The sequence below is a fragment of the Paenibacillus glycanilyticus genome (genome assembly GCF_030161375.1).
GTDB classification, from domain to species: domain Bacteria; phylum Bacillota; class Bacilli; order Paenibacillales; family Paenibacillaceae; genus Pristimantibacillus; species Pristimantibacillus glycanilyticus_B.
The window spans coordinates 231,066-243,273 of the sequence record NZ_BSSQ01000011.1; the positions used below are offsets into that span (position 1 = coordinate 231,066).

Genomic DNA, 12,208 nt, shown 5'->3' on the forward strand with positions numbered 1-12,208 from the left:
TCGACGGAGGGAATAGATGTTGTTACCGGAACGGACAGGTTATATCATATGGGTCAGTGATCTGAAAGCGGCCAGAACGCTGGAGAAATACGGCACCGTTCATTATATGTCGCGCAAGATGCATTACGTAGCGATGTACATGAACGCAGAACGTGCCGAAGAAGCGGTGAAGACGATTAGCCGCTTGCCGTTTGTACGCAAGGTTGAGCGATCTTACCGCAATGAACTAAAGACAGAATACAGTAAAGATACTGAGGATAAAACTAGATTCTATAGCATGTAACAAGGTTTTATCGATCAAGTGTGGAATATAATTGAATAATTATGCGGAAGATCGCCAGTACAAAAATTAGTCCTTGTACGGCGATCTTCTTTCTTTTATTATATTTTACATATAATTACATTTATGGGCTGAGTTTATTTTATTGTTGAAATCTCGGACAATCATGGTTAAAATAACCTTATACATAATTGTGGTAAAAAAGACCTGGTTCCTAAGACGGAGGTGTGGTTGGCGATGAAGGACAAAATGACTAGAAGATGGAGCACTTATGAAACTTTTTATGTCGAGTTGGGAGATAAGAAAGTAGCAGACATCGTGATTACAAACCATGCCAGGAGCCGGTGGGTAGATAGGGTTGAAAGCGAGAAGACCGGTTACGAGGATATCGCGGAGTTTTTATGGGAATGCCTGAAACAAGGGCGGGTCGAGCCTTATTACAGAAATGAAGAAGATGTCTATTTAATTGATGACGATCTGGTGTTTGTAGCTGAGTTCGCCGCATCCGAAACCGATATTGATCTGCTCGGAAATCCGTTGCACAAGATGATTGTGGTTACTTTTCTAGGACGTATGTCTGAGACGATCGAGCTGCGGGATTTGAAATCTTATTATTCGTGGCTGCGCCATTCCAGACGTATGACTTTGGTAAAAAACAGTAGAAAAAGAAAATAAGCTAAGCATTGACAAAGCGTGGCATCCTACTAAAAGGGGCTGCGCTTTTTTGCGTTTATTTGTAGTATAATAACCGCTAAGAAGAGAGGATGGTCGGTCAGATGGCGCTTAATTTTCATCAATTGCATATCTTTTATACGGTAGCGGAACGGGGAAGCTTCTCGGCGGCTGCCCAATCGCTTCATATGACGCAGCCGGCCGTTACGATGCAGGTTCAGTCGCTTGAAGACTATTTCGGAACCAAGCTGCTGCAGCGTTCAACGAAACGGATTGACCTAACCGAAGCGGGCAAGGCGTTAATGCCTTATGCGCGCAGAAGTATTGAGCTCATCCGCGATACCGACCAGGCGATGTCGGCATTTACCAAGCAGCTAAAAGGAAGACTGCAGCTTGGAGCCAGCCTGACGATAGGAGAATACATACTGCCCCGGCTGCTTGGCCCTTTCGGGCAGACATACCCGGATATATCAATTAGCATGAAAGTCATGAACTCTGCGCAAATCATTGAAGAAATTATGAATCATCAGCTTACCTTCGGGTTGATCGAAGCACCGGTGAACCATCCCGATATGCAGATGGAAGCAGTAATGAGCGATGAGCTCAAATTAATCGTACCGAAGGATCATCCCTTGTCGAAGCAGCCGGCAGTTATGCTGGACGAAGTAAAGGAGTATCCATTTGTGCTGCGGGAGCAGGGATCTGGCACGCGCTTAGTCATGGAGGAACAGCTGAAGCGGAAAGATATCGACCCCGCAGACCTGAAGATCGTGATGGAGCTGGGCAGTACAGGCGCGGTCAAATCGGCGGTAGAGGCAGGGCTTGGCGTTTCCTTCCTGTCGGAATCTTCCGTAAAACATGAAGTCGCGTTAGGTTTACTGCATGTCGTGCCGATTGAGGACACCCGGTTCAAACGGCAATTTTATTCGATCTACTTGAAATCAACGCTTTTGCCGATTTCGGCCGTAACGTTCCTCACTTTCTTAAGAGAGAAGGATTTGCAGCAATGGTTGTAGGAAAAGCGGATTTGCACAATCACACGACCGCATCGGACGGAACGATGTCTCCGGCTACCGTAGTTGCTCGCGCAAAGGCCGCCGGCCTTGCCGCCATCGCGATTACGGACCATGATACGATGGCTGGAGTAGAGGAAGCGATGGCTGAAGGCTCGAAGCTTGGCCTAATCGTTGTGCCCGGGGTCGAGTTAAGCACCGTGGCGGACGGACGGGATATTCATATATTAGCCTATTATCCGGATTGTCAGGATAACAAGTGGCAGGAGCGATTAGCCGGCCTGCGCGCGACACGCGGCAAACGCAATGAAATGATTGTTGAGCGTTTGGTCCAGTTGGGCATAGCTGCCACGATGGAGGAAGTAGAGCAGATTGCCGCTGAGCAAATGCGCGCCGGAGGCGGCACAAGCAAAGGGAAAACGATCGGACGGCCGCATATTGCAGAGCTGTTGATCCGTAAAGGCGTTGTTGCCACAATGGCAGAAGCTTTCGACCGCTATTTGGCGGAAGGCGGTGCGGCATACGTAAATCCTCCTCGCCTCCATCCGTTTGAAGCGCTGGAATGGATCCGTGAAGCGGGAGGAACAAGCGTGGTCGCCCATCCGGGCTTATACGGCCGTGACGACCTTGTGGAGCAGCTTATCCAGAAGGGCGTTCAAGGAATCGAAGTCTATCACTCCGATCACGGACCCGAGGAAGAACATCGCAATGCGGAGCTTGCAAGGCGCCATGGGCTCATAATGACTGGCGGATCGGACTTCCATGGGGAGCGCCAAGGAAAAGTGTTCCACGGCGAGATTGGCAGCAGAACGGTAGATCTTGCCGTGCTAGACCAGCTCAGCAATAAAAGATAACGAAATAGGGGCAGCCCTAAGCCATTGGCTTGGGGCTGCCCCATTTGTTTTAGTTCACGCTGCGGGATGGCAAGGCTTTGATCCGTTGTTCGTCCGGCGTGATGAATAGCGTTTTCTGGTGGTCATAAATGACGAATCCGGGTTTGGCTCCGCTTGGCTTGCGGACATGGCGGATGAACGTGTAATCCACGGGAATCAGGCTCGACTCTCTGGCCTGGCTGTAATAGCCGGCTAGCATCGAAGCTTCCTCAAGGGTGGAATCGCCAAAATCGCCGCCGCGGATCACGACATGCGATCCCGGAATATCTTTTGTATGCAGCCAGACGTCCGAAGGAGAAGCCAGGCGGTTCGTCAGGTATTCGTTTTGCGTATTGTTTTTGCCTACATAAATACTTGCGCCTTCGGATGAGGTATAACACATTAAAGTTGGCTTTGCGGGTTTTTTCCGTTTCGGTCCCCGTTTAACCCTGCTGCGAAGATAACCTTGCTCGACAAGCTCGTCCCGAATCTCCTCGATGTCCGCAAGAGAAGCATTGTCCAACTGCTGCAGAAGAGTCTCCATGTAGGCGATCTCGTTCCGGGCAATGGTCATTTGCTCCTCGACAACGGCAATGCTGTTCTTCTGCTTCGTATATTTGCGGAAATAACGCTGGGCGTTATCGGATGGAGTAAGCTGCGGATCCAGTTCGATCGTGACCGTTGCTTGTTCTTCATCATAGAAATTGATTAACTCCACCGACTTGTCCCCTCTGTTGATCTGATGCATGTAGGCGGTCAGCAGCTCGCCAAGCACCCGGTATTTATCGGAGTCTTGTGCTTCCTCGATCGTTTCTTTATGCTTTTCCATTTTCTTTTCGTTTTTGGCTTTTTCGTTCTGAACAAACCGGATCAAATCTAACGCGCGTTGTTTGACGGTATCGCGCTCTGCTTTATCGCCGTAATAGGCTTCCAGACATTCGCTTATCGTGCCGTAAGTCTCGGAAGAACCTTGAACGTGGGTAAGCGGCGTGATAGAAAAATAAGCTTTGCCGTTTGCGTCCGTTGCGATCGTCGGGGTATAAGAATTAGCCCGCACATCGTTCATTAGCGCCTGGAAGCTGTCCCAGAGGCTGCCGCTGCCATGATCCGCGCGGTACGCGATCTCCCTGGCTAGCAGGGGGCTTAGACCGCTGAGCGCGTTTACGAGCTGCTTTTGCGGAGCAAGAGCCTCTGCGCCTTCAGTTGCAGCAGAATGCTCGAGCGCCGCGTTAAACGCCGCTTCGCTGGCGAGACCAAGCGGATCCGTTTTTCCTTGGTCGGGAGGTGCCGTGTATTGGCTGCCGGGCATGACAATCCGGAAGGTGCTGATCGCCGGCGTAACATGATGGATCCCGTCATGAATCGTTCCCGCCACAGGGTCCATCAATATAATGTTGCTGTGCCGTCCCATAATCTCAATGACGATGGTCTTAAGGGAAAGATCGCCAAGCTCGTCGCGGTGGCGGACATCGATATGAATGATCCGTTCGCGTCCAATCTGGCGCACGGCCTCGATGGTTCCTCCTTCGCAATATTTGCGCATAAGCATGCAGAACATCGGCGCCTCAAGAGGGTTCACATAGGTCGCATTTGTCCAATGAACGCGCGGATAGGTCGGGTTAGCGGACAGGAGCAGCTTGCCCTGCACTCCGTTGCCGCGGATGCTGAATACCAGTTCATTGTCCGTCGGCTGATGAATTTTATGAATGCGTGCTCCCGTGCAGCGCTGAAGCTCGTCAACAATAGAGTGAATAACAATGCCGTCTAAGGCCATGGGGTATGTATCTCCTTTTGATAATGTCACTTACTATCATGCCATAGTTAAAGCAAAAACTTAAGTCTTTAGGTGGGATATTTTGCGGTTTGTCCGAATACATTTAGGCTTGAGAGGCTGTCCGAGAGCGCTCGGCATATACGGGAGGGAGTCGTACAATGGAACAAATGAAATGGCACCAAATGGAAGCGGGCGATCTGGCGAATAAGCTGAGCAGCTCACTTGGGCAAGGGCTGTCTGCATCGGAAGCAGATGAAAGACTGTCGAAGAATGGGCGAAATGAGCTGGCAGAGGGCGTACGGGTTTCACCGGTTGTACTTTTTCTAAATCAATTCAAGGATTTCATGGTTCTTGTGCTTATGGGCGCAACTCTTATATCTGGCCTTCTTGGCGAATATTTGGACGCCGTTACGATTGTAGCGATTATTGTCATTAATGCGGTTCTTGGATTCATTCAGGAATTCCGGGCAGAGAAATCGCTGAGTGCCCTTAAAGAATTATCAGCTCCTACGGCTAAGGTGATCCGAAACGGGGAGCAGCTCATGATCGCGGCAAAAGAATTGGTCCAAGGGGATATTATTCTCCTCGAGAGCGGCGACCGGATTCCGGCAGATATCCGTCTGATCGAGGCGAACAGCTGTTACGCGGAGGAATCCGCGCTTACCGGGGAGTCCGTGCCCGTTGGCAAACATGCTGCTGCCATTAGGGAAGACGAGCTGCCGCTTGGCGACCAGCGCAATCTTGGCTTTATGGGCACGATGCTGACCCGCGGAACGGCAAAAGGCGTCGTTGTCCGGACAGGCATGGAGACGGAAATGGGCAAAATCGCCGGACTCATCCAGCAGACCGAGTCGATGGAAACGCCGCTGCAGCACAGACTGGAGCAGCTTGGCAAAATTCTGATCGCGGTTGCGATTGGTCTAACGATTATGGTCGTTGTTGCCGGCATATTGCATGGACAGCCTGCTTATGGCATGTTCCTTGCCGGAGTTAGTCTTGCGGTTGCCGCCATTCCGGAAGGGCTTCCTGCTATCGTGACCATTGCGCTTGCCCTTGGCGTTCAGCGGATGATTAAACGAAAAGCAATTGTCCGTAAGCTGCCGTCCGTAGAAACGCTGGGATGTGCTTCGGTAATTTGTTCCGATAAAACGGGTACGCTGACGCAAAATAAAATGACGGTTACCAATCTATGGCTGGGCGGCCGCCATCTACAGATAACAGGCGAAGGATATGAGCCAAGCGGCGCTGCCTACGAAGACGGCGCATTGGTTGACGTCAAGCACGATATATCCTTGAAACGCCTTCTGCAAGTTTCGGCGCTTTGCAATAACGCAATTGTCACGCAAACCGATCAACAGGACCAGAAGAAACGGAAGAGCAAGGAAGTTCAGGAAGAATGGGTGATGAAAGGCGATCCTACGGAAGGGGCTTTAACCGTCCTGTCGGCCAAGCTGGGGATGTCCGCCAAATCGCTGGAAGGTTTGTATAAGAGGGAGAAGGAATATCCGTTTGATTCCGAACGGAAGCGGATGAGCGTTCTTGTCTCGCATCAAGGCGGGCGGGCTGTCTATACAAAGGGCGCTTCCGATGTGCTGATGGATTTGTGCAGCTATGTGTTATGGGACGGGAAAGTGGTTCCATTCACGGCTACCCTGAAGAAAAAATGCGCCGAAGCCGCCGAAGGCATGGCTCAAAACGCTTTGCGCGTGCTTGGCCTTGCTTACCGCGATATCCGCAGCGGCGATGCAACGGAGACGGAAGCCGACGTGGAATGCCAGCTTATATTCGTTGGCTTGACCGGCATGATCGACCCGCCGCGCCGCGAGGTGCGCGATGCGATTGCGACCTGCCGCCGCGCGGGAATCAAGACGGTCATGATTACGGGGGACCATCAATTGACGGCCGAAGCCATTGCAAACCAGCTGGGCATTATGCCTCGCGGCGGCGTTGCGATGAGCGGCCGCCAGATTGAGAATATGACGGACGAACAGCTGGACCGCCATGTCGATAACGTATACGTGTATGCGAGGGTATCGCCGGAACATAAGCTCCGGATCGTCAAATCGCTGCAACGGCAAGGTCATGTCGTTGCGATGACCGGCGACGGCGTGAACGATGCTCCCGCGATCAAAGCGGCGGACATCGGCATCGCGATGGGCATTACCGGCACGGACGTCTCGAAGGAAGCTTCTGCGCTCGTGTTAAGCGATGATAACTTTGCAACAATCGTATCGGCCATCGAGGAAGGCCGGAGCATCTACGAGAATATCCGCAAGTTTATCCGTTATCTCCTTGCCTCCAATGTAGGCGAGATTCTGACGATGTTCCTGGCGATGATGGCGGGACTTCCGCTGCCGCTTGTGCCGATTCAGATTTTGTGGGTTAACCTGGTTACGGATGGATTGCCGGCCATGGCGCTTGGCGTTGACCAGGCCGAGAAGGATCTGATGCAGCAGAAGCCGCGTTCGGCAAAGGAAAGCGTGTTTGCGCGAAGACTCGGTTGGAAGATCATCAGCCGCGGCGTCTTAATCGGCGTTTGTACGCTAGGCGCTTTCTGGATTACGCTGAAGATGGCTCCGGGCACCGCCGCGGAACAGCTTACGAAGGCGCAGACGGTTGCTTTTGCGACTCTCGTTCTCGCTCAATTAATACACGTCTTCGACTGCCGCAGCTCGCGTTCGATTTTCCATCGTAACCTGTTGCAGAACCGTTATCTCGTGCTAGCCGTATTGTCGTCGCTGATTCTGATGATCGGCGTGTTGTATATTCCGATGCTGCAGCCAATCTTCAAGACGGTTCCGCTTAACTTCCGCGAATGGTGCCTTGTCTTTGTAGCCGCGGGAATCCCGACCTTCCTGATGGGTATCGGCAGCGTGCTGGGCACAACGAAACCGAAGAAAAAACCGGCTAAAATGGCGTTTAGAAACGTATAGTTTAACGGGGCTGCAATTGCGCAAATAGTACAAATCATGATCGGAATTATGAATAGCGTTTCCCATTGCTTTGCGGTATGCTAAGGGAAAAATGATAGCTTATTTATCCATTGGCTGCAGCAAAGGGGGAACACCATGATGAACTTTACAAAAATGCATGGTTTGGGAAACGATTTTATCGTCATTGCAGGCGAACGGGAGCTGCCTGTCAATGTTGCAGAGCTCGCCGTTAACAAATGCAACCGGTATTTCGGGATTGGAGCAGATGGGCTGGTCTTCATTCTGCCTTCGGACGTCGCGGATTTCCGCATGCGGATTATTAATTCCGACGGCTCGGAAGCCGAGCAATGCGGCAATGCGATTCGCTGCGCGGCGAAATACATCTATGACAACGGGCTGACGGATAAGGATGAGCTGACGATCGAAACGATTGGCGCTGGCGCGCAAGCGGTTCAGCTGCAGGTGTCGGACGGCAAAGTGCGGCAGGTGCGGGTGGACATGGGAGAGCCGATACTGAATGGTTTGCAGGTACCCACGACGGTTGACGCAGAGCGTGTCGTCGAGCACCCGATTGAAGTGGACGGCCGGGAATTCCGCTTCACGGCGGTATCGATGGGCAACCCCCATTGCGTCATTTACGTTGACGATGCGGCAAACTTCGATCTTGCGACATGGGGGCCAAAGCTGGAGACGCATCCGATGTTTCCGCGCAAAATCAATGTCGAGTTTGCAACCGTAACATCCCGGCAGCATGCGGAGATGCGTGTCTGGGAGCGCGGTGCAGGACCTACGCTCGCGTGCGGTACCGGCGCATGCGCAACGGTTGTATCCACCGTGTTGAGCGGATTGACAGACCGTACCGCCGTTGTGACGCTTAAAGGCGGGGACCTGACGATTGAATGGAACGAAGCGGATAATCATGTATACATGACCGGACCCGCGGCTGAAGTGTTCCGCGGCGAGTGGTAAAAAGGTGAGATGAATAAATATGAAACCGGATCTAAGTGCAATGCTTAAGCAGCGTATCTTAACCGGGGACGGCGCAATGGGAACCTATCTGTATCAGATGGGGTTCCCTGTCGGCGTTTCTTACGAAGAATTAAATATGACCCGTCCCGAAGTCATTGAGGCTGTGCATAGCCGGTATTATGAAGCAGGCGCCCGGGTGCTGGAGACCAACACGTTCTCGGCTAATCTCGTTAAGCTTGCCAAATACGGCCTCGAGCCTGCGATGGAGGCGATTAACCGCGCCGGAGTCCGGATTGCGAAAGCGGCTGCAGGCGCAGACGCTTACGTTGTGGGGGCTGTTGGTTCGATTCGGGCAGGCAAGCTGAAGGATGTCAAGGGCGTAGAAGTTGCGGAAGCCTTTGAGCGTCAACTTGATGCTTTGCTTGCCGAAGGGGTAGACGGAATTCTGTTTGAAACGTTTTATGAGGTTGACGAGATGCGCCTTGCATTAGGAATCGCAAGAAAAATGACAACCCAGATGCCGGTAATCTGCCAGTTTGCGGTCGAAGATGCCGGTCGTACCCTGGACGGTACCGGTTTGATTGACGCTTTCGCCATGCTCAAGGATGAAGGGGCTGACGTCATTGGTTTCAATTGCCGCAGCGGTCCAAACGGGATCATGCGCGCGGTAGACGCAATTGGCGGTTCTATAGAGCTGCCGTTGTCCGTTTTTCCGAATGCCGGCATTCCGGATTACGTAGACGGCAAATACGCGTATACGGCAGGACCGGAATATTTTGCCGAGACCGCATTGCGGTTTGCGGACCGCGGAGCTCGGATTATCGGCGGCTGCTGCGGAACGACACCCGAGCATATAGCGGCGATGGCAAAAGCGCTGGAGAACTACAAGCCGCAGCATGACGCAACCGCCGTAGTTGTCGCGGATGCACCTTTGGCAGAAGTCATTGTAATTGACGAACCGTCTGAAGTGGTGATGAATGCGACAGGAGACCGCACGGGCGAGGCGAATTTTCCGGAACCATCTCTTATAGAGCTCGTACAAGTAAGGCATACGGTCATCGTTGAGCTGGATCCTCCGCGCGATCTGGATATCTCGAAGTTTATGGACGGAGCCGCTGCTATCAAAGCTTGTGGTGTCGACGCCATCACGATGGCGGATAATTCGCTTGCGGTTACGCGCATGAGCAATATGGCATTGGCCGCGCTTGTGAAGGAAAAAGTCGGGCTTCGCCCGCTTGTTCATATCGCCTGCCGCGATCGGAATCTGATCGGCACGCAATCCCACATGATGGGGCTGGACGCGCTGGGCATCGATCATGTGCTGGCCGTAACGGGTGACCCTGCCCGGTTCGGAGATTTGCCGGACTCGAGCTCGGTCTATGATCTTACTTCATTTGAGATGATCCGGATGATCAAGCAACTGAACGACGGGATTGCCTTCTCGGGCAAGCCGCTTAAGCAGAAGGCGAATTTCGTCGTTGGCGCCGCTTTTAATCCTAATGTCAAGCATCTGGACAAGGCTGTGCAGCGGCTCGAGAAGAAAGTGGCTGCCGGTGCGGACTACATAATGACACAGCCTGTCTACGATCCGGTACTGATCCAGAAAATCGGCGAAGCGACAAAGCATCTGCCCATTCCCTTGTTTATCGGCATTATGCCGCTGGCTAGCGGCCGCAATGCGGAATACCTGCACAACGAAGTTCCCGGCATTCAATTATCCGATGAAGTCCGGAAGCGGATGGCGGGCTTGGAAGGCGCCGCGGGCAGGGCGGAAGGGATACGGATCTCGCAGGAGCTGCTCGATGCGGCCGTCCGGCATTTCAAGGGAATTTATTTCATGACGCCGTTTATGTTCTACGATATGGCCGTTCAATTAACGGATTATGTTTGGGCAAAAACAGGGGTACAAAGACATTAAATCGTCCGTTTTCGCATTTTCTCTTGTTCGTTTCTTCAAAATCCATTAAAATATATAACAATGGATCGGGCTGCCTGTTTGGCCCACTTCTTTGTTTGCGGGACAGGCAGTGAACAGAGCAGCGGGGGAGCAGGCGTGAAGGCGCGGCGCGAAACGTATGCTCCGGACTTTTTTCGTCAACAATAGTGCAATGGTTCTGTCGTTATTTGGCAGGATGCAGCAATTCATCAGGGTCCAATACATTTATAAATAGATCTAATTCATTCGGGAGTTGCACGAGGAAGACCGGAGGGGGAACCTGACTTGGCTATTAAACTTATTAATATCGGCTTCGGCAATATTGTTTCGGCCAATCGCATTATTTCAATTGTAAGTCCGGAGTCGGCACCAATTAAAAGGATTATTCAAGAAGCACGTGACAGACATATGCTGATTGACGCGACTTACGGAAGACGCACGCGTGCTGTTATTATTACGGACAGCGACCATGTCATTCTATCGGCCGTGCAGCCAGAGACGGTTGCACATCGTTTGTCGACCAAGGATGACGATAACGACGAATAGTACGGGGAGTAATATGGATAAGGGATTGTTGATTGTATTGTCCGGGCCTTCCGGTGTGGGCAAAGGAACGGTATGTTCCGTTCTTCGCCAGAAGGTGTCTGAGCTTGTCTATTCCGTATCGGCAACGACGCGGAAGCCAAGACAAGGCGAAATCGATGGCATTAATTATTTCTTCAAGTCAAAAGAGCAGTTCCAGGAAATGATCGCTAATGATGCCCTCCTGGAGCATGCCGAATACGTCGGCAACTGCTACGGCACTCCGCGCGATTTCGTGGAGAGCACGCTTGCAAGCGGCAAAGACGTTATTCTAGAAATCGAAGTGCAGGGCGCTCTGAAGGTGAAAGAGAAGTTCCCGGAAGGCGTGTTTGTATTCCTGCTTCCGCCTTCACTTGACGAGCTCAAGTCGCGTATTACGGGTAGAGGAACGGAAACGCAGGATACGATCAATAATCGGATGACGGTAGCCGTTGAAGAGATGAGCTTGATCCGTCATTATGATTATGCGGTTGTCAACGATGAGATCGATGCAGCCTGCCATCGTATTCAAAGTATTATTGTAGCTGAGCATTGCCGCAGAGACCGGTATTATTCGCACTTGGCGGATTTGCCGGCTGCTACCGAGAAAGTCTGAGCGAGAGGTGAAGAATAATGTTATATCCATCGATTGATGAAATGGTGAAAAAAGTCGACAGCAAATATACGCTAGTCGTTGCTGCTTCGAGACGTGCGCGCATGTTGCGCAACGGCGAGAAATCCGAGCTTCGCAATCCAAGATCCCGCAAATTTGTCGGTGTTGCTCTGGAAGAGATTTTCCACGATATCGTGATTGTTGAACAAACAGAGGGCAATCAAGACTAATAAGACCAAATGAGAAATAGGATGGAGCGACGAGCTCCGTCCTATTTTTTTTACCATTATAGAATTTCAACTTCTAAACGCGGTCGCTTATCTTCGAATGGCCTCGGTAGAGGTTTTCTCATTTTAATCGCCTAAGACATGTCCGTTTTTGTTTGAAATAGATGTTTTCAAAAATAAACAAACATGTTAACATATAAACAAACATAAACAAATCTAAATCGGAGGGAAAACAAAATGACTCGCAAGTTATGGGATTCCTGTTAATCCGGCACCATTTCCTTTTGATTTCGTTGTATATTGGGCAGCTTGGCCTTAAAATATCGATAGGTGTGGAAAATATAAGAAGTTAGAGAAA

The 12,208-nt window shown here is 51.3% G+C and carries 11 protein-coding genes; 10 read left to right on the forward strand and 1 reads right to left on the reverse strand.

Annotated elements, in window-relative coordinates; all coding sequences use genetic code 11:
• Nucleotides 1–19: 19 nt before the first annotated feature.
• The 4 genes from QQK89_RS13670 (at nucleotide 20) to QQK89_RS13685 (ending at nucleotide 2,819) form a co-directional block, all read left to right on the forward strand.
• The gene (locus QQK89_RS13670) at nucleotides 20–283 is read left to right on the forward strand and encodes a YlbG family protein (RefSeq protein WP_284239202.1); all 264 of its coding nucleotides are present in this window, start codon (nucleotides 20–22) and stop codon (nucleotides 281–283) included.
• 234 nt (nucleotides 284–517) lie between these two features.
• Nucleotides 518–955 carry a hypothetical protein gene (locus QQK89_RS13675; RefSeq protein ID WP_284239119.1) on the forward strand — a complete coding sequence of 146 codons (438 nt, stop codon included), beginning with the start codon at nucleotides 518–520 and terminating at the stop codon, nucleotides 953–955.
• Nucleotides 956–1,056: 101 nt separating this feature from the next.
• On the forward strand, nucleotides 1,057–1,968 hold the full coding sequence (locus QQK89_RS13680; protein WP_284239120.1) for a selenium metabolism-associated LysR family transcriptional regulator: 912 nt from the start codon (nucleotides 1,057–1,059) through the stop codon (nucleotides 1,966–1,968).
• Complete coding sequence (locus QQK89_RS13685) at nucleotides 1,959–2,819, forward strand: PHP domain-containing protein (protein WP_284239121.1); 861 nt, start codon at nucleotides 1,959–1,961, stop codon at nucleotides 2,817–2,819. The genes QQK89_RS13680 and QQK89_RS13685 overlap by 10 nt, the downstream gene beginning before the upstream one ends.
• A 49-nt stretch (nucleotides 2,820–2,868) precedes the next feature.
• On the opposite strand, the gene QQK89_RS13690 is transcribed toward QQK89_RS13685, so the two are convergent.
• Nucleotides 2,869–4,611, reverse strand: a complete 1,743-nt coding sequence (locus QQK89_RS13690) for an Rqc2 family fibronectin-binding protein (protein ID WP_284239122.1) — start codon at nucleotides 4,609–4,611, stop codon at nucleotides 2,869–2,871.
• Between the two features lie 158 nt (nucleotides 4,612–4,769).
• Between QQK89_RS13690 and QQK89_RS13695 the strand changes: the two genes are divergently transcribed.
• The 6 genes from QQK89_RS13695 (at nucleotide 4,770) to rpoZ (ending at nucleotide 11,853) form a co-directional block, all read left to right on the forward strand.
• Nucleotides 4,770–7,544 (forward strand): calcium-translocating P-type ATPase, SERCA-type, encoded by a 2,775-nt coding sequence (locus QQK89_RS13695; RefSeq protein WP_284239123.1) that lies wholly within the window; start codon nucleotides 4,770–4,772, stop codon nucleotides 7,542–7,544.
• Between the two features lie 138 nt (nucleotides 7,545–7,682).
• Nucleotides 7,683–8,513 (forward strand): diaminopimelate epimerase, encoded by an 831-nt coding sequence (gene dapF / locus QQK89_RS13700; RefSeq protein ID WP_284239203.1) that lies wholly within the window; start codon nucleotides 7,683–7,685, stop codon nucleotides 8,511–8,513.
• A gap of 19 nt (nucleotides 8,514–8,532) precedes the next feature.
• A complete protein-coding gene (locus QQK89_RS13705) occupies nucleotides 8,533–10,431 on the forward strand; it encodes a bifunctional homocysteine S-methyltransferase/methylenetetrahydrofolate reductase (protein WP_284239124.1) in 1,899 nt (632 codons plus the stop codon).
• A gap of 303 nt (nucleotides 10,432–10,734) precedes the next feature.
• Nucleotides 10,735–10,995: an extracellular matrix/biofilm regulator RemA gene (gene remA / locus QQK89_RS13710; RefSeq protein WP_005548256.1), complete on the forward strand. Its 261-nt coding sequence runs from the start codon at nucleotides 10,735–10,737 to the stop codon at nucleotides 10,993–10,995.
• 13 nt (nucleotides 10,996–11,008) lie between these two features.
• A complete protein-coding gene (gmk, locus tag QQK89_RS13715) occupies nucleotides 11,009–11,626 on the forward strand; it encodes a guanylate kinase (protein WP_284239128.1) in 618 nt (205 codons plus the stop codon).
• 17 nt (nucleotides 11,627–11,643) lie between these two features.
• On the forward strand, nucleotides 11,644–11,853 hold the full coding sequence (gene rpoZ, locus QQK89_RS13720; protein ID WP_284239129.1) for a DNA-directed RNA polymerase subunit omega: 210 nt from the start codon (nucleotides 11,644–11,646) through the stop codon (nucleotides 11,851–11,853).
• The last annotated feature ends 355 nt before the right edge of the window (nucleotides 11,854–12,208 follow it).

Coding starts and splice junctions, on each gene's coding strand:
- QQK89_RS13675 (WP_284239119.1), top strand. CDS start 518: ATGAAGGACAAAATGACTAGAAGATGGAGCACTTATGAAACTTTTTAT.
- QQK89_RS13680 (WP_284239120.1), top strand. CDS start 1,057: ATGGCGCTTAATTTTCATCAATTGCATATCTTTTATACGGTAGCGGAA.
- QQK89_RS13685 (WP_284239121.1), top strand. CDS start 1,959: ATGGTTGTAGGAAAAGCGGATTTGCACAATCACACGACCGCATCGGAC.
- QQK89_RS13690 (WP_284239122.1), bottom strand. CDS start 4,611: ATGGCCTTAGACGGCATTGTTATTCACTCTATTGTTGACGAGCTTCAG.
- QQK89_RS13695 (WP_284239123.1), top strand. CDS start 4,770: ATGGAACAAATGAAATGGCACCAAATGGAAGCGGGCGATCTGGCGAAT.
- dapF (WP_284239203.1), top strand. CDS start 7,683: ATGAACTTTACAAAAATGCATGGTTTGGGAAACGATTTTATCGTCATT.
- QQK89_RS13705 (WP_284239124.1), top strand. CDS start 8,533: ATGAAACCGGATCTAAGTGCAATGCTTAAGCAGCGTATCTTAACCGGG.
- gmk (WP_284239128.1), top strand. CDS start 11,009: ATGGATAAGGGATTGTTGATTGTATTGTCCGGGCCTTCCGGTGTGGGC.
- rpoZ (WP_284239129.1), top strand. CDS start 11,644: ATGTTATATCCATCGATTGATGAAATGGTGAAAAAAGTCGACAGCAAA.